Genomic DNA, 20,713 nt, shown 5'->3' on the forward strand with positions numbered 1-20,713 from the left:
TTAACTCTCCTTCAAAGGCGCGTTTTCCGACAGATAATTGGCCATCTGGCAGTACTGCGCGACAGAGATATTTTCCGCGCGCATTGCCGGGTCAATACCCATTTCCGTCAACGTCTCAACGCTAAAAAGATTGCCGAGACTGTTACGGATCGTTTTACGGCGCTGGTTAAAGGCCTCGGTGGTAATACGGCTCAACACGCGAATATCTTTAACCGGGTAAGGCATTGTTGCGTGTGGAACCAGACGCACCACGGCGGAGTCCACTTTGGGCGGCGGCGTGAAGGCGGATGGCGGCACTTCAAGCACCGGGATCACCTGACAGTAATATTGCGCCATCACGCTTAAACGACCATACGCTTTGCTGTTCGGCCCTGCAACCAGACGATTTACCACTTCTTTTTGCAACATAAAGTGCATGTCGGCAATGGCATCAGTATAGCTAAAGAGATGGAACATCAGCGGGGTGGAGATATTATAGGGCAGATTGCCGAACACACGCAGCGGTTGGCCCAACTGCGCAGACAGTTCGCCAAAGTTCATGGTCATGGCGTCCTGCTGATAAATAGTCAGCTTCGGCCCTAAAAACGGATGGGTTTGCAAACGCGCCGCCAGATCGCGGTCAAGTTCAATGACCGTGAGCTTATCCAGTCGTTCGCCGACCGGCTCCGTCAGCGCCGCCAGGCCGGGGCCGATTTCAACCATCGCCTGGCCTTTTTGCGGATTAATAGCAGAAACAATACTGTCGATCACAAACCGATCGTTGAGAAAGTTTTGCCCGAAGCGTTTACGGGCTAAATGGCCCTGATGGACTCGATTATTCATTGGGTATTAACAATCATTTTGATGGCGAGATTAAGCGCCGTAATAAAACTGCCGACATCCGCTTTTCCACGGCCCGCCAGTTCAAGCGCGGTGCCGTGGTCAACGGAGGTTCGAATAAAAGGTAGGCCGAGCGTAATATTCACTCCCCGACCGAATCCCTGGTATTTTAGCACGGGCAGGCCCTGATCGTGGTACATCGCCAGCACCGCGTCGGCATTATCGAGATATTTGGGCTGAAACAGCGTATCAGCAGGTAGCGGCCCGTTGAGTTTCATCCCCTGCGCCCGCAGCTCGTCGAGCACCGGAATGATGGTGTCTATCTCTTCCGTGCCCATATGACCGCCTTCGCCCGCGTGCGGATTCAGGCCACAGACAAGAATGCGCGGTTCGGCAATACCAAATTTGGTCCGCAAATCGTGATGCAAAATAGCAATCACTTCGTGCAAAAGCGCAGGGGTGATGGCGTCTGCAATCGCCCGTAGCGGCAGATGCGTGGTCGCCAGCGCCACGCGAAGTTCTTCGGTTGCCAGCATCATCACGACTTTTTTCGCCTGCGAACGCTCTTCGAAAAACTCGGTATGACCGGTAAACGAAATGCCTGCGTCGTTAATAACGCCTTTGTGCACGGGGCCTGTGATCAGCGCGGCAAATTCACCGTTCAGACAGCCATCACACGCTCGCGCCAGCGTCTCTACCACGTAGGGGCCATTTTCTACCGTCAACTGACCGGAGATGGCAGGCGCGCGCAGCGAGACCGGCAATAGGGTCAGCGTTCCCGCGGGCTGCGGCGCAGCGGGGACATCAGGCGAGTAAGGGAGAAGCGAGAGAGGCAGGCCGAGCATGGCGGCCCGCTCCGTCAGGAGCGCGCCGTCCGCACAGACGACCAGTTCAATCGGCCACGCGCGTTGCGCCAGTTGGACGACAAGATCGGGGCCAATCCCGGCGGGTTCGCCGGGAGTGATAACAACGCGTTGCGCACTGCTCATTAGTTACTCAAAATCTTAACGTAAGCGCTGGCGCGCTGTTCTTGCATCCAGGTCGCCGCTTCTTCTGAGAATTTACGGTTCATCAGCATACGATAAGCGCGATCTTTCTGCGCCGCATCGGTTTTGTCTACCTTACGCGTATCCAGCAATTCGATCAGATGCCAGCCGAAAGAGGAGTGTACCGGCGCGCTTATTTGGCCTTTATGCAGCTTCGTTAGCGCGTCGCGGAACGCCGGGTCGAAAATATCTGGCGTAGCCCAACCCAAATCACCGCCCTGGTTAGCGGAGCCCGGGTCCTGAGAGTACTCTTTCGCCGCAGCGGCAAAGGTGGTTTTACCACTCTTAATGTCAGCCGCGATTTCTTCCAGCTTCAGGCGCGCCTGCTGATCGTTCATGATCGGCGACGGCTTAAGCAGAATGTGACGAGCGTGAACTTCGGTCACGGAGATACTCTGGCTCTGACCGCGCAGGTCATTTACTTTCAGAATGTGGAAGCCGACGCCGGAGCGAATCGGGCCGACAATGTCGCCTTTCTTCGCGGTGCTCAGCGCCTGGGCGAAAATCCCCGGCAGCTCCTGGATACGGCCCCAGCCCATCTGACCGCCTTTTAACGCCTGCTGGTCGGCAGAGTAGGTAATCGCCAGTTTGCCGAAATCTGCGCCGTTACGCGCTTCTTCAACAATGCTTTCCGCCTGGCGCTGTGCGTCGTTAACCTGCTCGGAGGTTGGGTTTTCCGGCAGAGCAATCAGGATATGGCTCAGGTTCAGCTCGGTGCTGGCGTCGTTTTGGGTGCCAATCTGTTTTGCCAGCGCGTCAACTTCTTGCGGCAAAACGGTGATACGGCGACGAACCTCGTTGTTGCGCACTTCAGAGATAATCATCTCTTTACGAATCTGGTTACGGTAGGTTGAATAGTTCAGCCCATCGTAAGCCAGACGGCTGCGCATCTGATCCATCGTCATATTGTTTTGTTTGGCGATGTTGGCGATGGCCTGATCCAACTGCTCATCCGTGATCTTCACCCCCATCTTCTGACCCATCTGCAGGATAATTTGATCCATAATCAAACGTTCCAGGATCTGGTGACGCAGCGTGGCGTCGTCCGGAAGCTGCTGACCTGCCTGACCCGCGTTGAGTTTGACTGATTGCATTAAGCCATCAACGTCGCTTTCCAGCACGACGCCATTATTGACGACGGCTGCGACTTTATCGACTACCTGGGGGGCAGCGAAACTGGTATTCGCGATCATGGCGATACCGAGAAGCAGCGTTTTCCAGTTCTTCATACTTTTTCCATTTCAATTAACCGCAATGCGGATTACGTTGTAAATCAATCAGATTACATAGAGCTTTGGTACGGCAGAATGTTCGAACGCAACATTTCTTGCGTGCCGAGGCCGTAGTTAGAGCTCAAACCGCGCAGCTCAATGTTGAAGCCAATCGCGTTATCATAAATCGCGTGTTGTTTATCGTTATCCCAACCGTTCAGCTTACGTTCGTATCCGACGCGGATCGCATAGCAGCAAGAGTTGTACTGCAAGCCGAGCATCTGGTCTGCAGGTTTGCTCGAATTGGTATCGAAGTAGTACGCGCCGACAATCGACCAGCGATCGGCAATCGGCCAACTTGCCACCGCGCCCACCTGGTTGATGCCGTTTTTATACTGCTCTGCCGTGGAATAATACGAAGGCAACGTAGCCTGAATATATTCCGGGCTGGCATAGCGGTAGTTCAACTGTACCAGACGATCCTGATCCCGACGGTATTCGAGGCTGCTGCTGCTGGTAGCGACGCTATCCAGACGGGTATCGTACTGCACTCCGCTACGCAGCCCCCAGCGTTCTGAAATACGCCAGTAAGTGTCGCCTGCCCAAACCAGCGAACCGGTTTTGTCGTCATTCTCCCATTTAATGTTGTCATCGCCGGTGCGAGACTCCGTGAAATAGTAGATTTGACCAACAGAAACGTTAAAACGTTCAACGGCGGCATCATCATAAATGCGTGTTGTGACGCCGGTCGTGACCTGGTTGGCGGAAGCAATACGGTCGAGACCGCCATAAGTGCGGTCGCGGAACAGGCCGTTATAGTCGGATTGCAGCAAAGAAGAATCGTAGTTATAGATGCCGCTCTGGTCGCGGTACGGCACATACAGGTACTGCACGCGTGGTTCCAGCGTCTGGGTATACCCCGGCGCCAGCATCGCCATATCGCGTTCGAAGATGAGCTTACCGTCGACTTTAAACTGCGGCATGACGCGGTTAACCGAATCTTCCAGCTTATTTTTATTGTTTGGATCGCTGTTATAGCTGTCCAGATTCGTTTGCTGATAGTGCGTCGCCATCAGCTTCGCTTCGGTGTTCAGGCTGCCCCAGCGGTTGGAGAGCGGCAAATTGATGGTTGGCTCCAGGTGGACGCGGGTCGCTTCCGGCATATTGTCTTTGGTGTTGACGAAATGTACCGCCTGGCCGTAAATCCGGGTATCAAACGGCCCGAGATCGTTATGGTAGTAGTTAACGTCTAACTGCGGCTCCGCAGAGTAGCTGCTGGTGTTTTGATCGTTAAAGACCTGGAATTGTTTGGTCGACACCGTAGCGTCAAAGTTTTGTACGGCGTAGCCGACGCTGAATTTCTGCGTTGCGTAACCGTCGGTACTGGAACCGTACTTACTGTCGAAATCGTTAAAGTAGCTGGAGTCGCTGACTTTGGTGTAATCGACGTTAAAACGCCACACCTGATCCATCACGCCTGAGTGCTGCCAGTAGAATAACCAGCGGTGCTTATCGCCCTCTTTGGGATGATCGTCCTCGTAGACTTTATCAGAAGGCAGATAATCTAATTCCATCACTCCCTCGCCTGCCTGCGTGAGATAACGGAATTCGTTCTCCCACATAATATTGCCGCGGCGGTGCATATAGTGCGGGGTGATGGTGGCGTCCATATTGGGCGCGATGTTCCAGTAATACGGTAAGTAGAACTCGAAATAGTTCTTGGTCGTGTATTTCGCGTTCGGGATCAGGAAACCTGAGCGACGTTTGTCACCGACGGGTAGCTGTAAATAGGGGCTATAAAAGATCGGAACCGGACCTACTTTAAACCGGGCGTTCCAGATCTCCGCAACCTGTTCTTCGCGGTCATGGATGACTTCACTCCCCACCACGCTCCAGGTATCGGAGCCAGGCAGACAGGAGGTAAAGCTGCCGTTTTCCAGAATGGTATAGCGGTTTTCGCCGCGCTGTTTCATGAGATCGGCTTTACCGCGCCCCTGACGGCCCACCATCTGGTAATCGCCTTCCCAGACGTTCGTGTCTTTGGTGTTCAGGTTCGCCCAGCCCTTCGGCCCTTTAAGGATGACCTGATTGTCATCATAATGCACATTACCCAGCGCATCGACGGTGCGTACAGGTTCCGGCTGACCTTCCGCCTGCTTCTGATGAAGCTGCACTTCATCCGCTTGCAGGCGGCTATTCCCCTGCATAATGTCCACGTTGCCGGTAAAAACGGCATCGTCCGGGTAGTTACCTTTAGCGTTATCGGCATTGATAGTAACCGGCAGATCGTTGGTATCGCCTTTTACCAGAGGACGATCGTAGCTTGGCACGCCCAACATACACTGTGAGGCGAGATCGGCTGCCAGCCCCTGATGACTATAAAGGGCGCTGGCGATCATGGTGGCCAGAAGAGTGGGAATACGTTTTTTCATACGTTGTATTTATTGTTCCATCATCGGTAGCGTTGCGCGTGACAAACGGTCACAGCCTAACTTACTCATCTTCGCTGCGCCAGTGTTAATCCTGCCGTTTAGCGTCTGTGGTGTTAGGCACGGCATTGAATGACAGGTATGATAATGCAAATTATAGGCGATGTCCCACAAATGACCGTAGCCTTCATTCGCGGAAAAGCACCTTATTTTGTGGGAGATAGCCTCACCGATAGCGTAACGTTTTGGGGAGTCTATGCAGTACTGGGGAAAGATAATTGGCGTCGCCGTAGCCCTGATGATGGGCGGCGGCTTTTGGGGCGTGGTCCTGGGTCTGCTGGTGGGCCATATGTTCGACAAAGCCCGCAGCCGAAAAATGGCGTGGTTTGCCAACCAGCGGGAACGGCAGGCGCTGTTTTTTGCCACCACCTTTGAGGTGATGGGCCACTTAACCAAATCAAAAGGACGGGTGACGGAAGCGGATATTCATATCGCCAGTCAGTTGATGGATCGTATGAATTTACACGGCGATTCACGTACTGCCGCGCAGAACGCCTTTCGGGTCGGAAAAGCGGATAATTACCCATTACGTGAAAAGATGCGGCAGTTTCGTAGCGTCTGCTTCGGGCGTTTTGATCTGATCCGGATGTTTCTGGAAATTCAGATCCAGGCGGCGTTTGCCGATGGCTCGCTACACCCTAATGAGCGGGAAGTGCTGTATGTGATTGCGGAAGAGTTAGGTATTTCCCGCGTACAGTTCGATCAGTTTCTGCGCATGATGCAGGGCGGCGCGCAGTTTGGCGGCGGTTATCATCAACAGTCCGGCGGCGGCTGGCAGCAGGCGCAGCGCGGCCCGACGCTGGAAGATGCCTGTAATGTGCTGGGGGTTAAAACCACCGATGATGCAACCACCATTAAACGCGCTTATCGCAAACTGATGAGCGAGCATCATCCCGATAAGCTGGTGGCCAAAGGTTTGCCGCCGGAGATGATGGAGATGGCGAAGCAAAAAGCGCAGGAAATTCAGAAAGCGTATGAGCTAATCAAAGAACAGAAAGGCTTCAAGTGATTGAATTGCCGGATGCGGCTAGCGCCTTATCCGGCCTACGTTAATGAATGTAGGCCGGGCAAGCGAAGCGCCCCGGCATAAATTGGCTCAGAATTTAAAAATCTGCCGGGACTTTAAACGTCATGCTGTTACCGTAAGCGGGGTGGGTAATGGTCAGCATTTCGGCGTGTAACTGCAAACGCGGCGCCAGCGACAACGCTTCCGGCGAGGCGTAAAACCGATCGCCTAAAATCGGGTGGCCTAACGCCAGCATATGCACACGAAGCTGATGCGAACGTCCGGTGATCGGCTTGAGCACCACGCGGGCGGTATTATCCGCCGCAAACTCCACCACGTTATATTCCGTTTGCGCCGGTTTGCCGGTTTCATAACACACTTTCTGCTTTGGCCGGTTCGGCCAGTCGCAGATGAGCGGTAAGTCAACCAGCCCTTCCGCCGGGGAGGGATGACCCCATACGCGCGCCACATACTGCTTTTTCGGCTCACGTTCGCGGAACTGGCGTTTTAGCTCCCGCTCCGCGGCTTTGGTCAGCGCCACTACAATCACGCCGCTGGTGGCCATATCCAGACGATGCACCGATTCTGCCTGCGGGTAGTCGCGCTGGATACGCGTCATAATGCTGTCTTTGTGCGCTTCCAGACGCCCCGGCACGGACAACAGGCCGCTGGGCTTATTGACCACCATAATGTGCTCATCCTGATACAGGATAACCAGCCAGGGTTCCTGCGGCGGATTGTAGTTTTCCATCCCCATGTACGGCTCCGTTATTGGTGCGTGACGACGATAAGACGCAGCGCGTCCAGACGCCAGCCTGCCTGATTCAGGCTTTCCAGCACCTGCTGACGGTTGCTGTCGATAGCGGCAAGTTCGTCGTCGCGAATGTTCGGGTTGACGGCGCGCAGCGCTTCCAGACGCGACAGTTCCCCGGACAGTTTTTCATCCGCCTCGCGACGCGCGTTATCAATCAGCGCTCTGGCGGACTTTTCAATCTGCGTCTCGCCCAGTTGCAAAATGGCGTGGACGTCCTGTTGCACGGCGTTAACCAGTTTGCTGCCGGTGTGGCGATTCACGGCGCTGAGCTGACGGTTGAAGGTTTCAAACTCGACCTGGGCGGCCAGATTGTTGCCGTTTTTATCTAACAGCATACGTACCGGCGTCGGCGGCAGGAAGCGGTTCAGTTGTAGCTGTTTCGGCGCCTGCGCTTCCACGACGTAAACCAGTTCGACCAGCAGCGTGCCGACGGGCAGCGCTTTATTTTTCAACAGCGAAATGGTGCTGCTGCCGGTGTCGCCGGAGAGGATCAGATCCAGTCCGTTACGGATGAGCGGATGTTCCCAGGTAATAAACTGCGCATCTTCGCGAGACAGGGCTACGTCACGTTCAAACGTGATAGTACAGCCGTCTTCCGGCAGGCCGGGGAAATCCGGCACCAACATGTGGTCGGACGGCGTCAGCACGATCAGGTTGTCGCCGCGATCGTCCTGGTTAATGCCGACGATATCGAACAGGTTCATGGCGAACGCGATCAGGTTGGTGTCGTCGTCCTGTTCTTCAATGCTTTGTGCGAGCTGTTGGGCTTTTTCTCCGCCGTTGGAGTGGATCTCCAGCAGGCGGTCGCGGCCCTGTTCTAACTGGGCTTTTAGCGCTTCATGTTGCTCGCGGCAGGATTTGATCAGATCGTCAAACCCGTCGGTTTCTTCAGGCGCGGCCAGATAGTTAATCAGATTGGCGTAGGCTGAATCATAAATCGCGCGACCGGTTGGGCAGGTGTGCTCAAAGGCGTCCAGCCCTTCGTGATACCAGCGAACCAGCACCGACTGGGCGGTTTTTTCCAGGTACGGGACGTGGATCTGGATATCATGCGCCTGGCCGATACGATCCAGACGACCAATACGCTGTTCCAGCAGATCCGGGTTAAACGGCAAGTCGAACATCACCAGATTGCTGGCAAACTGGAAGTTACGTCCTTCGGAGCCGATTTCGGAACATAACAGCACCTGCGCGCCGGTATCTTCTTCGGCGAACCAGGCGGCGGCGCGGTCGCGTTCGATAATCGACATGCCCTCATGGAACACGGCGGCGCGGATGCCTTCGCGTTCGCGCAGCACCTGCTCCAGCTGTAACGCGGTGGTCGCTTTGGCGCAGATCACCAGCACTTTTTGCGAACGATGGCTGGTCAGATAGCCCATTAGCCACTCAACGCGTGGGTCGAAGTTCCACCAGGTGCCAGTATCGCCTTCGAACTCCTGATAAATTTGTTCCGGATAGAGCATATCGCGGGCGCGATCTTCCGCGCTTTTACGCGCGCCCATAATGCCGGAGACCTTAATGGCGGTCTGATACTGGGTCGGCAGCGGCAGTTTTACCGTATGCAGTTCACGTTTCGGGAACCCCTTGACGCCGTTACGGGTGTTGCGGAACAGAACGCGGCTGGTGCCGTGGCGATCCATCAGCATCGACACCAGCTCATCACGGGCGGCCTGCGCATCGTCGCGATCGCTATTAGCGGCCTGCAACAGCGGTTCAATATCCTGTTCGCCGATCAGATCGCCCAGCCTGTTCAGTTCGTCGTTGCTGAGTTTATTGCCCGCCAGCAGCATGGCCACCGCATCGGCGACAGGGCGGTAGTTTTTCTGTTCTTCGACAAACTGTTCGAAATCGTGGAAACGGTTCGGATCCAGCAGGCGCAGACGGGCGAAATGGCTTTCCATCCCCAGCTGTTCTGGCGTGGCGGTCAGCAGCAGCACGCCCGGTACGCGTTCAGCTAACTGTTCGATGGCCATATATTCACGGCTCGGCGCATCGGTACTCCACACCAGATGATGCGCTTCGTCGACCACCAGCAGATCCCACTCGGCGTCGCACAAATGTTCCAGACGCTGCTTATTACGGCGGGCGAAATCCAGCGAGCAGATCACCAGTTGTTCGGTTTCAAACGGGTTATACGCGTCGTGCTGCGCTTCGGTATAGCGTTCGTCATCGAACAGCGCGAAGCGCAGGTTGAAACGGCGCAGCATTTCTACCAGCCACTGGTGTTGCAGGGTTTCCGGAACGATGATCAATACGCGTTCCGCCGCGCCGGATAATAACTGTTGATGCAGAATCATCCCGGCTTCAATGGTTTTACCTAAGCCCACTTCATCCGCCAGCAGTACGCGCGGCGCGTGGCGACGACCTACATCATGAGCGATATTAAGCTGATGCGGGATCAGATTGGTCCGCTGACCGCGCAGACCGCTGTATGGCATCCGGTACTGCTCGCTCTGAAATTTACGGGCGCGATAGCGCAGCGCGAACCGATCCATTCGATCGATTTGACCGGCGAACAGACGATCCTGGGGCTTACTGAAAACCAACTTGCTGTCGAGCAGAACTTCGCGCAACGTCACATTGGTCTCTTCGGTATCCAGGCGGGTGCCGACATAAACAAGCAGGCCATTTTCTTCTTTTACTTCATCGATATGTAGCTGCCAGCCTTCATGGCTTGTAATCGTATCGCCAGGGTTGAACATGACGCGGGTCACGGGAGAATCACTGCGCGCATACAGGCGGTTTTCCCCCGTGGACGGGAAAAGTAAGGTGACGGTTCGCGCATCCATCGCAACAACGGTTCCAAGTCCCAGCTCGCTTTCTGTATCGCTGATCCAGCGTTGACCAAGTGTAAAAGGCATATGTGTTCGGCTCTATATCTTTAATTGCAGGCATTACTCGCCATTCCCAGGCGACAGCACTGGATAATTGCGAGTATACGACCCCGCTACCAGGCTAATGTGGTAGTGGCGTTAATTAGGTCCAGGAATGGAAAGGGCGCTATGGTACTGGAAGGCGGCGCTTTCGTCACGCGTCAAAATAGCCCCAGTTGCCCGGTCAGTAGTGTAGCAAAATTATCTTCAACGAAGGGAAGAATTCCTTCCGCCACGGGTTGTAGCTGGCGGGTAAGATAGTGTTCGTAATCCAGCGGCGACTGCTGGTAATCCACGGGCTCGGGGCCGTTAACAGTCCAGACATATTTTATGGCGCCGCGATTCTGATACTGCGCCGGACGACCCTGCTTCAGGTTTTGTTCATCCGCCAGCCGGGCGGCGCGAACGTGCGGCGGAACGTTACGTTGGTACTCATGTAAAGGGCGACGCAGACGCTTACGATAAACCAGCTGTGCGTCCAGTTCGCCCGCCATCAGTTTATCGATAGTCTCACGCACATAGTCTTGATAAGGTTCATTGCGAAAAACACGCAGATACAGCTCCTGTTGAAAGCGCTGCGCCAGCGGCGTCCAGTCGGTCCGCACCGTTTCCAGACCTTTAAATACCATGCGCTGGCTGTCGCCTTCCTGAATCAGGCCCGCGTAGCGTTTTTTACTGCCAGTATCCGCGCCGCGGATGGTCGGCATCAGAAAACGGCAAAAGTGGGTTTCAAACTCCAGCTCCAGCGCGCTGGTCAAATTTTGCTGTTGTAACGTCTGCGCCCACCATTCGTTCACGTGACGCACCAGCCTGTGCCCGATTTCCGCCGCATCGGCTTCTGAATGCGCGCGCCGGAGCCAGACGAAAGTGGAATCGGTATCGCCATAAATTACGTTATAACCCTGCGCCTCAATCAGCGCTTTGGTCTGGCGCATAATCGCATGACCGCGCATGGTGATTGACGACGCCAGACGGGGATCGAAAAAGCGGCAGGCCGTGGTGCCGAGTACGCCATAAAAGGCGTTCATAATGATTTTAAGCGCCTGCGAGAGCGGTTTATTGCCCTGACGTTTGGCTTCATCGCGCCCGTGCCAGATTTGGCTAACAATTTCCGGCAGGCAGTGCTTTTCTCGTGAAAACCAGGCGTCAAGGAAACCTTCGGTACTGTGTTCCGGATCCGGCTGCGCCATGCCTTCGACCAGCCCGACGGGATCAATCAAAAACGTGCGGATAATCGACGGGTACAGGCTTTTATAATCCAGCACCAGTACTGAATCGTATAATCCGGGTTGTGAATCCATTACGTAGCCGCCGGGACTTGCCAGCGGCGGCACTTCGCCGAGATTGGGCGCGACATAGCCGGCGCGGTGCATTCGCGGAAAGTAAAGATGCCCGAATGCGGCGACCGAACCGCCGTGGCGATCGACCGGCAGGCCGTTGATCGTCGCGCGTTCCAGCAAAAACGGCATGATCTCGGTTTTATGGAAAATGCGCGTGACCAGCTCGCAGTCTTTCAGGTTGTAGGTGGCGAGGGCGGGTTTATCCTGGGCAAAGCGGCGATCGATCTCATCCATACGATCCCAGGGATTATCAATGGATTTTCCTTCGCCGAGCAGTTCCTGCGAGACGGCTTCCAGCGAAAAAGACGAAAAATTCCAGAACGCGGATTTAAGCGCGTCGATACCATCGATAATGACTCGCCCTCTGGCCTGGGCGAAAAAAACGCCGTTTTTGAAGCCATGTTCGCGCCACTCCAGTTCGCTATTGTCTCGCCCCAGCCGTAAAGGGATACGGTAGCGTTCGGCATATTTTTGCAGCATACGCAGGTCGAACTGCACCACGTTCCAGCCGATGATGACGTCAGGATCATGCTCGGCAAACCAGGCGTTGAGTTTTTCCAGCAACTGCGGGCGGCTGGCGACATACACAAGCTCGAAGTCCAGTTGGCGGTCATCGCCATTCGCCGGACCCAGCATATAAACGGTACGCTGGCCGCAGCCTTCCAGACCAATGCAATACAGTTCGCCGTGTCGCGTGGTTTCGATATCCAGCGAGACCCATTTTAGCGGCGGTCGATAGTCGGGGTGGGGTTTAAGACGCGCATTGCGGATAACGCCGTTGCGCATCTCGCCGTCTACCCAAACGGGCGACGTAATAAAACGCTCCATCAGGTAACGTTCCGGCGGGCGTACATCCGCTTCATAAACGGTGACGCCGTTTTCGCGCAGCAGTTTCTCCATCCGCATAAGCTGGCGGTGAGTACGGCAATACAGACCGGAGACCGGCTGACGATGAAAGTCTCGCAGCTGGAGCGGCGTCAGGCGATAGTCTTTTTCCGCCTGTAGCAGCGAGGCGGCGCGGGAGGTCTGGCTGGTCGGAATAAACGCCACGGACTCTTGCGGCGCCAGCGTCGCCTGCACAGGGCCGTTGTCTGTCGCCAGCCAGAAAGAGACCTCCGTCCCTTGCGGCGTATCCCGCCAGTGCCGGGTTAAAATGAAACCTGCCTGCGCCACGATGATTACCTGTCTAAAAAATTCACGCTAATTATAACCTGTTTTAGGGGGTAATACTGTTATTTTGTACAGGCATATAACGTAAAAGCCGATATCCGCTGTAATAAAAAGTTTCTCGCAGTAAGAAGCGGGTTTGCGCCCACCAGGATTTATAGCGGGTGGATCGCGTGGGTGATGAGCGGCTATCGATACCATTATCCTGAGCGATAGTTTTCAGACGCAGCATATGCAGCGGATCGCTGACCAGTAACGCTGTGCGCCATTGTTGTTGTCGCAGTATCTGTTTTGCGTAACGAATATTTTCGCGCGTCACGGTAGAGCGCTCTTCAATAAAAATCGCCTTAGCCGGAATCCCTTTTTCCAGAACGTATTGACGGGCTATCGCCGCGTCGGAAACCGTTGCGCCAGCGCCGTAGCCGCCGGTTAATACCAACGCGCGGACAATGTGTTGTTGGTAAAGCCAGATGGCATGATCCAGTCTGGCCTGAAAAACGGGAGAAGGCGTTTTTCCGCTAACGCCTGCTCCTGCGACAATCGCGCAGTCAGCTACGCGCGTCTGGTTTTGCTGACTGAACTGATAAATAGCGATGGCATTATGGATAAACACCGTAGCCATAATGAGAATTATGCCTGCCGCGATTCTGATGATGTAGCGATATTTCATGAATGAGTTCGTTCCCCGTGACGGGTGTAATGGATATTTTAACGATAAAATGGCTTTTAGCGTCAGATATTTTTGCTGACGTATATTTATCAATATATACCCAAAATAATTCGAGTTGCTTAAAGGCGGCAAGGGAGTGAGTCCCCAGGAGCATAGATAACTATGTGACTGGGGTGAGCGACAAATCTGCCGGGAGCAGATTTGAACGTCGCGTGCGACGGCCCGTCAGGGCAAGGCCCATGGATGGGCCGAGTAATCCGTAGCCAACACATAAGCAACTCGAAGTATGAAGGGTATAATGATGCTGGTGTAGACAGCAGATATAATTATCCTATAACTGCTAATTTTGAATCATTTTTATTTACAGTTTTTACCCATGTATTAGCCGTTTTGTGTCAAGTCTGTTTTCATACATTAAGTATTTTTCAGAAAGGCGCTTGTTCGAATCTGTTACTTATTTCTCGGATTAACAAAAAAGCGATATTTTTTGTTTGTTTTAATTAATGAAAAGTGTAACAATTTCATTTGGAACATCCGCACCGTCAGGTAGAAATATAATATTCCAATTGGCCGCTATGGTTAAATAAAAATGGATTACAGTGCGAATTCGTCGGGAACTCTCTGCATAATTTAATTTTTATTTTAGAATATAATTTTATTTTGACTTTCGGGTGCGGGTGTTTTTATCAAAATTTGTGGTATTCGGGAATGATCTTTTATGAATGTGAGTATGCAGGCGCGTCTGGTAGGGAACGACCGTTATCTTTTCGTCAATACTCAACGCGCTAACCCTTCCATAAAAACCGTGAGTCGATTTTTTGAGTATAAAACATGGACAGAACAGATTTGGCGTACCGAGATTATTGAAAACGGCAATGCTTTTTTTCACTGGCAAGGACACGACAGAAAAAACGGACATCGGGATACCATTATTAACTATCTGTTAAATGGGCAACGCTGGCAGTCAACAATCGAAGATTATATTTTCTTCCATGCGCTGGAAGGAAAAGCGTGGCAGGGACATTATGACAATATTATTGAATATGTGAGTTCTGATCATTACGTCTATCAAAGCGCATTTGCTGAATATATCACCGACCAGATTCATCAACGCGCCCCCCATGGGACGCGTTTTTAGAGGCATTACTGCCCGTAATAGGCTTTTGCGCCGTGTTTGCGTAGATAGTGTTTATCCAGCAGGGATTGCTGCATGTCGGGCAACTGCGGCGCAAGCTGGCGGCAGAAGATCCCCATATAGGCCACTTCTTCCAGCACGATGGCGTTATGCACTGCATCCTCGGCATTTTTACCCCAGGCAAACGGGCCGTGCGAATGGACAAGCACGCCGGGCATTTGAGCGGCGTCAATGCCTTGTTTTTCAAAGGTTTCAACAATGACATTGCCCGTTTCCCATTCATACTCGCCATTAATTTCCGCCTCGGTCATTTTGCGAGTGCAGGGAATCGTACCGTAGAAATAGTCGGCATGGGTGGTTCCCGTCGCCGGAATTGGCTGACCCGCCTGCGCCCAGATAGTCGCGTGGCGCGAATGGGTGTGTACGATGCCGCCGATAGTCGGAAATGCCTGGTACAACAGACGGTGGGTTGGCGTATCGGACGACGGTTTCTTATGACCTTCAACGACTTCACCGCTCTCCAGGCTGACCACCACCATATCGTCAGCGGTCATGACGCTATAATCGACGCCGGACGGCTTAATCACCAGTACGCCGCGTTCGCGATCGACGGCGCTAACGTTACCCCAGGTAAGGGTGACCAGGTTGTGTTTTGGCAGCGCCAGATTAGCTTCCAGTACCTGGCGTTTGAGATCTTCTAACATTGTTTTCTCCCTGCCGGATGGCGCTTCGCTTATCCGGCCTACGAGCGACGGTGTGCCGGATGGCGACATAAATGCCTTATTCGGCCTACAGGACCGTAGGCCCGGTAAACGCAGTGCCACCGGGCAATCCGTTTCACCAATTAACGTTTGAACCCGTAATACACCTCGTTCCAGCGCAGCGCGTCCTTAAAGGCCGGCAGATGGGTATCGTTATCAATCACCGCGATTTCGATATCGTGTATTTCTGCAAACTGGCGCATATCGTTCAGATCCAGCGCGTGGCTGAAGACGGTATGGTGCGCGCCGCCAGCCAGAATCCACGCTTCGGAGGCGGTCGGCAGATCCGGCTGCGCCTTCCACAGCGCGTTAGCCACCGGCAGTTTCGGCAGGGAGTGCGGCGTTTTTACGGTGTCAATGCAGTTGACCAGCAGGCGATAACGATCGCCGAGGTCGATCAGGCTGGCGACGATCGCCGGGCCGGTTTGGGTATTGAAAATCAAACGCGCCGGATCTTCCTTGCCGCCAATGCCGAGGTGCTGGACGTCGAGGATCGGTTTCTCTTCCACCGCGATGGACGGACACACTTCCAGCATGTGCGAGCCGAGCACCAGATCGTTGCCTTTCTCGAAGTGGTAGGTGTAATCCTCCATAAATGAGGTGCCGCCCTGCAGACCGGTTGACATCACTTTCATAATGCGAAGCAGAGCGGCGGTTTTCCAGTCGCCTTCGCCCGCAAAGCCGTAGCCTTGCTGCATCAGACGCTGTACGGCCAGACCCGGAAGCTGTTTCAGACCGTGTAAATCTTCAAAGGTAGTAGTGAATGCGTGGAAGCCGCCCTGTTCCAGGAAACGCTTCATACCGAGTTCAATACGCGCCGCCTCCCGCACGTTCTGGCGTTTATCGCCGTGGATTTGGGTGGCGGGCGTCAGGGTATAGCTGCTTTCATACTCGTCAATCAGAGCGTTGATATCGCCGTCGCCGATAGAATTCACCACCTGCACCAGATCGCCGACCGCCCAGGTATTGACCGAAAAGCCAAATTTGATTTGCGCGGCCACTTTATCACCGTCAGTCACTGCGACTTCACGCATATTGTCGCCGAAGCGGCAGACTTTTAGCTGGCGGGTATCCTGTTTAGAGACCGCCTGGCGCATCCAGGCACCGATACGCGTATGGGCCTCTTTATCCTGCCAGTGACCGGTGACGACCGCGTGCTGCTGGCGCATCCGCGCGCCGATAAAACCGAACTCACGACCGCCGTGCGCAGTCTGGTTCAGGTTCATAAAGTCCATATCAATGCTGTCCCACGGCAGGGCGGCGTTAAATTGGGTATGGAATTGCAGTAGTGGTTTGTTAAGGATACTCAGCCCGTTGATCCACATTTTGGCCGGGGAGAAGGTGTGCAGCCAGACCACCAGCCCTGCGCAGCGATCGTCATAATTGGCGTCACGACAAATGGCGGTAATCTCATCCGGCGAGGTGCCCAGCGGTTTTAATACCAGTTTACATGGCAGTTTGGCTTCGGTATTCAGCGCGTTGACCACATGCTCGGCATGTTGGGTGACCTGACGCAGGGTTTCTGCGCCATACAAATGCTGGCTGCCAATCACAAACCATACTTCATAATTATCAAAAATCGTCATTGTCGTGTCCTTAATGAGTCAGGATTGCCTGATTGGCCGGGGTCGTTGGCGCCGGCGCGGCAGTCGGAAGATAATGTTGTTCTGCGCTTAGCGCCCACTGCTGGTAGCGGCGGTAAAGCTGTTCGAAGCGTTGCGCCTGTTCAGGGTGGGGGCGCAGAGTGCGTTCTACCGCGCTCGCCATGCTTTGCTGGGCGGCTGGAATGTCGGCATGGACTTTCGCAGCGACGGCGGCAAAGATAGCGGCGCCTAATGCGCAACACTGGTCGGAAGCGACGATCTGCAACGGACGATTCAGTACGTCGCAGCAGACCTGCATAATGACCTGATTTTTACGGGCGATGCCGCCAAGCGCCATCACGTTATTGACCGCGATACCCTGATCGGTAAAACACTCCTGAATGGCGCGCGCGCCGAAGGCGGTCGAAGCGACCAGACCGCCAAACAGCGCTGGCGCGTCGGTGGCGAGATTGAGATCGGTAATGACGCCTTTCAGACGCTGATTAGCGTTTGGCGTGCGGCGACCGTTAAACCAGTCGAGCACCACCGGCAGGTGATCCAGGGACGGATTTTTCGCCCAGGCGTCGGTGAGCGCTGGCAGTAGCTGCTTCTGGCTGGCGTTAATCTGGGGTTTCAGTTCCGGGTGCTGCGCGGCAAGTTGCTCCAGCGGCCAGCTCAACACGCGGCTAAACCAGGCGTAGATATCGCCGAAAGCAGATTGCCCCGCTTCCAGACCGATAAAGTTCGGCACCACGCTGCCGTCAACCTGACCGCAAATGCCTTTCACGGCGCGATCCCCGACGCTCTGTTTATCCGCAATCAGAATGTCGCAGGTAGACGTGCCGATGACTTTCACCAGCGTATTGGGCTGTGCGCCCGCGCCGACCGCGCCCATGTGACAGTCGAACGCGCCGCCGGAAATCACTACGCTTTCCGGCAAGTCGAGGCGCTGCGCCCATTCGGCGCACAGGGTGCCCACGGGCAGATCGGCGGTGAAGGTTTCGCTAAATAACGGGTAGCGCAGATGACGGTTAATGCACGGATCGAGTTCATCAAAGAAGCTCGCGGGCGGCAGACCGCCCCAGCTTTCATGCCACAGCGTTTTGTGCCCGGCGCTGCAGCGGCCACGGCGGATATCCTGCGGGCGAGTGGTGCCGGAAAGCAGCGCCGGCACCCAGTCGCACAGCTCAATCCACGAGACGGCGGCCTGCGCGACGGCGCTATCCTGCCGGGTGACGTGCAGAATCTTCGCCCAGAACCATTCGCTGGAGTAAATGCCGCCAATATAGCGGGAGTAGTCGACCTTGCCTGGCTTATGGCACAGACGAGTGATTTCGTCGGCCTCTTCCACGGCGGTGTGATCTTTCCACAGCACAAACATCGCATTCGGGTTCTCGGCGAACTCTGGACGCAGCGCCAGGACGTTACCGTCGGCGTCAATCGGCGCTGGCGTAGAGCCGGTGCTGTCAACGCCAATGCCAACGACATTTGCGCGTTGCGCGGCGCTTAATTGTGCCAGAACGGCTTTCAGCGCGGCCTCCATTGACTCCATGTAGTCGCGCGGATGATGACGGAACTGGTTGTTCGGGCCGTCGCAATAACGGCCTTCTTGCCAGCGCGGATACCACTCTATGCTGGTGGCGATCTCGTCGCCGGTGGCGCAGTCCACTGCCAGAGCGCGCACTGAATCACTGCCAAAATCGAGGCCAATTGCAATTGCCATCGTCTTACTCCATCCAGAAAAACAGGTATGGAGAAACAGTAGAGAGTCGCGGCAAAAACCGTCAGGCAGGATCCGCTAATCTTATGGACAAAAATGCTAATGCTTTGCAAAGTGTGACGCTGTGCAAATATTCAATGTGGACATTCCAGCCATAGTTATAGACACTTCTGTTACTTAATTTTATCGCCTGAACTGTACGATTTTGTTACAAAGCGCTTTTCACAAGCGGGGTTGATACGTGCTTTCATCAAGCGCAAAGTCTTGCGGAGACGGAAGCTCTGTCGTCCTGGTCGATATGGACAATTTGTTTCTTCTCTGAACATCGGGGGGTAGAGAAATCATGGCTGAAACGCAAAATGATCCGCTATTGCCGGGATATTCATTTAATGCCCATCTGGTCGCCGGGCTGACGCCAATTGAAGCGAATGGATATCTGGATTTTTTTATCGATCGTCCGTTGGGCATGAAGGGATATATTCTTAACCTGACCATCCGCGGAGAGGGCGTCATTAATAATAATGGCGAGCAGTTTGTCTGTCGGCCTGGCGATATATTATTGTTTCCGCCGGGCGAGATTCATCACTATGGACGGCATCCGGACGCCAGCGAGTGGTATCACCAGTGGGTTTATTTCCGGCCTCGCGCCTACTGGCAGGAGTGGCTGACCTGGCCGACAATCTTTGCCCAGACAGGATTTTTCCGCCCGGACGAGGCGCGCCAGCCGCATTTCAGCGAACTGTTCGGGCAGATCATCAGCGCCGGGCAAGGGGAAGGTCGCTATTCTGAGCTACTGGCGATCAATCTGCTGGAGCAGTTGTTGCTCAGACGTATGGCGGTAATTAATGAGTCGTTGCACCCGCCGATGGATAGCCGTGTGCGCGATGCCTGCCAGTATATCAGCGACCATCTGGCGGACAGCCATTTTGATATCGCCAGCGTCGCCCAGCATGTCTGCCTGTCGCCCTCCCGGTTATCACATCTGTTCCGCCAGCAGTTAGGCATTAGCGTATTGAGCTGGCGCGAAGATCAGCGTATCAGCCAGGCGAAACTTCTGCTTAGCACTACGCGAATGCCGATAGCGACCGTTGGGCGCAATGTTGGATTTGACGATCAGCTCTATTTTTCGCGGGTATTTAAAAAATGCACCGGGGCAAGTCCTAGCGAGTTCAGGGCCGGATGTGAATAAAAAGTGAATGATGTGTCCACAAAGATGTCATAAGCCGTAACTATTCGGATAATTGACGGCTTGACGAAGGGGGACGGGGTAAGCAGAATCCCTGCTTCATCACGCTGACGGACACACTATGCAAGCACTGCTGGAACACTTTATCACCCAATCCACTCTGTATTCGCTCATCGCCGTGTTGCTGGTCGCCTTCCTGGAATCGCTGGCGCTGGTGGGGTTGATTTTACCCGGCACGGTACTGATGGCGGGGCTGGGCGCGCTTATCGGCAGCGGCGAGCTCAATTTTTGGCATGCCTGGCTGGTGGGTATTATCGGCTGTCTGATGGGCGACTGGATTTCGTTCTGGCTGGGGTGGCGCTTTAAAAAGCCGCTACACCGCTGGTCTTTTATGAAAAAGAACAAGTCGCTGCTGGATAAAACCGAACACGCGCTGCATCAGCACAGTATGTTCACGATCCTGGTCGGACGTTTTGTCGGTCCGACGAGGCCGCTGGTGCCGATGGTGGCAGGGATGCTGGATCTTCCCGTGGCGAAATTTATTGGGCCGAACTTGATTGGCTGTTTGCTGTGGCCGCCGTTTTATTTCCTGCCGGGCATTCTGGCGGGAGCGGCAATCGATATTCCTTCCGATATGCAGAGCGGAGATTTCAAATGGCTGCTGCTGGCGACGGCGTTGCTGCTGTGGGTCGGAGGCTGGCTATGCTGGCGGCTGTGGCGCAGCGGCAAAGCGGCAGTCGATCGTTTAACCGCGTATTTCCCCCGCAGCCGTTTGCTGTATCTGGCGCCGTTGACGCTCGGGATCGGCGTGGTCGCGCTGGTGGTGCTGGTTCGCCACCCGCTGATGCCGGTATATATCGATATTCTGCGCAAAGTTGTGGGTTACTAACGAT

Annotated in this window: 15 protein-coding genes; 4 read left to right on the plus strand and 11 right to left on the minus strand. The window is 54.5% G+C overall.

Going from position 1 to position 20,713, the window contains the following annotated elements; translation table 11 throughout:
• Genes rsmA through lptD form a run of 4 tightly spaced genes read right to left on the minus strand, consistent with a single transcriptional unit; the run spans position 1 to position 5,508 of the window.
• The gene (gene rsmA / locus ACLJNW_RS18410; protein WP_001065397.1) at positions 1 to 822 is read right to left on the minus strand and encodes a 16S rRNA (adenine(1518)-N(6)/adenine(1519)-N(6))-dimethyltransferase RsmA; all 822 of its coding nucleotides are present in this window, start codon (positions 820 to 822) and stop codon (positions 1 to 3) included.
• Positions 819 to 1,808, minus strand: coding sequence for a 4-hydroxythreonine-4-phosphate dehydrogenase PdxA (pdxA, locus tag ACLJNW_RS18415; RefSeq protein ID WP_000093011.1), 990 nt, complete (start codon positions 1,806 to 1,808; stop codon positions 819 to 821). Before pdxA ends, rsmA begins: the two co-directional genes overlap by 4 nt.
• A complete protein-coding gene (gene surA / locus ACLJNW_RS18420; protein ID WP_000800482.1) occupies positions 1,808 to 3,094 on the minus strand; it encodes a peptidylprolyl isomerase SurA in 1,287 nt (428 codons plus the stop codon). The genes pdxA and surA overlap by 1 nt, the downstream gene beginning before the upstream one ends.
• Before the next feature lie 53 nt (positions 3,095 to 3,147).
• Positions 3,148 to 5,508, minus strand: coding sequence for an LPS assembly protein LptD (gene lptD / locus ACLJNW_RS18425; protein WP_000746127.1), 2,361 nt, complete (start codon positions 5,506 to 5,508; stop codon positions 3,148 to 3,150).
• A 253-nt stretch (positions 5,509 to 5,761) separates the two neighbouring features.
• Here lptD and djlA point away from each other — a divergent pair, with 253 nt between their 5' ends.
• Entirely contained in the window at positions 5,762 to 6,574 is an 813-nt protein-coding gene (gene djlA, locus ACLJNW_RS18430) for a co-chaperone DjlA (protein ID WP_001200595.1), read from the plus strand.
• A 94-nt stretch (positions 6,575 to 6,668) separates the two neighbouring features.
• On the opposite strand, the gene rluA is transcribed toward djlA, so the two are convergent.
• The 4 genes from rluA to ACLJNW_RS18450 all read right to left on the minus strand — a co-directional run bounded on the left by rluA (position 6,669) and on the right by ACLJNW_RS18450 (position 13,435).
• Positions 6,669 to 7,328 carry a bifunctional tRNA pseudouridine(32) synthase/23S rRNA pseudouridine(746) synthase RluA gene (rluA, locus tag ACLJNW_RS18435; protein WP_000525196.1) on the minus strand — a complete coding sequence of 220 codons (660 nt, stop codon included), beginning with the start codon at positions 7,326 to 7,328 and terminating at the stop codon, positions 6,669 to 6,671.
• Positions 7,329 to 7,339: 11 nt separating this feature from the next.
• Positions 7,340 to 10,246, minus strand: a complete 2,907-nt coding sequence (gene rapA, locus ACLJNW_RS18440; RefSeq protein ID WP_023204306.1) for an RNA polymerase-associated protein RapA — start codon at positions 10,244 to 10,246, stop codon at positions 7,340 to 7,342.
• A gap of 173 nt (positions 10,247 to 10,419) precedes the next feature.
• Entirely contained in the window at positions 10,420 to 12,771 is a 2,352-nt protein-coding gene (gene polB, locus ACLJNW_RS18445) for a DNA polymerase II (protein ID WP_024154866.1), read from the minus strand.
• A gap of 43 nt (positions 12,772 to 12,814) precedes the next feature.
• Entirely contained in the window at positions 12,815 to 13,435 is a 621-nt protein-coding gene (locus tag ACLJNW_RS18450; RefSeq protein WP_000877512.1) for a YdcF family protein, read from the minus strand.
• A 718-nt stretch (positions 13,436 to 14,153) separates the two neighbouring features.
• Here ACLJNW_RS18450 and ACLJNW_RS18455 point away from each other — a divergent pair.
• Complete coding sequence (locus tag ACLJNW_RS18455; protein ID WP_001103147.1) at positions 14,154 to 14,573, plus strand: DUF4751 family protein; 420 nt, start codon at positions 14,154 to 14,156, stop codon at positions 14,571 to 14,573.
• 5 nt (positions 14,574 to 14,578) lie between these two features.
• Here ACLJNW_RS18455 and araD read toward each other — a convergent pair whose 3' ends face one another.
• The 3 genes from araD to araB all read right to left on the minus strand — a co-directional run bounded on the left by araD (position 14,579) and on the right by araB (position 18,637).
• The gene (gene araD / locus ACLJNW_RS18460; RefSeq protein ID WP_000888683.1) at positions 14,579 to 15,274 is read right to left on the minus strand and encodes an L-ribulose-5-phosphate 4-epimerase; all 696 of its coding nucleotides are present in this window, start codon (positions 15,272 to 15,274) and stop codon (positions 14,579 to 14,581) included.
• A 140-nt stretch (positions 15,275 to 15,414) separates the two neighbouring features.
• A complete protein-coding gene (araA, locus tag ACLJNW_RS18465) occupies positions 15,415 to 16,917 on the minus strand; it encodes an L-arabinose isomerase (RefSeq protein ID WP_000151691.1) in 1,503 nt (500 codons plus the stop codon).
• A gap of 10 nt (positions 16,918 to 16,927) precedes the next feature.
• On the minus strand, positions 16,928 to 18,637 hold the full coding sequence (gene araB / locus ACLJNW_RS18470; protein ID WP_000951802.1) for a ribulokinase: 1,710 nt from the start codon (positions 18,635 to 18,637) through the stop codon (positions 16,928 to 16,930).
• A gap of 340 nt (positions 18,638 to 18,977) precedes the next feature.
• On the opposite strand from araB, the gene araC reads away from it, so the two are divergent.
• Complete coding sequence (araC, locus tag ACLJNW_RS18475; RefSeq protein ID WP_000852387.1) at positions 18,978 to 19,823, plus strand: arabinose operon transcriptional regulator AraC; 846 nt, start codon at positions 18,978 to 18,980, stop codon at positions 19,821 to 19,823.
• 118 nt (positions 19,824 to 19,941) lie between these two features.
• Positions 19,942 to 20,709 carry a DedA family protein gene (locus ACLJNW_RS18480; protein WP_001148369.1) on the plus strand — a complete coding sequence of 256 codons (768 nt, stop codon included), beginning with the start codon at positions 19,942 to 19,944 and terminating at the stop codon, positions 20,707 to 20,709.
• Positions 20,710 to 20,713 lie beyond the last annotated feature (4 nt).

Source organism: Salmonella sp. SAL4457 (assembly GCF_046548235.1).
Classification (GTDB): Bacteria; Pseudomonadota; Gammaproteobacteria; order Enterobacterales; family Enterobacteriaceae; genus Salmonella; species Salmonella enterica.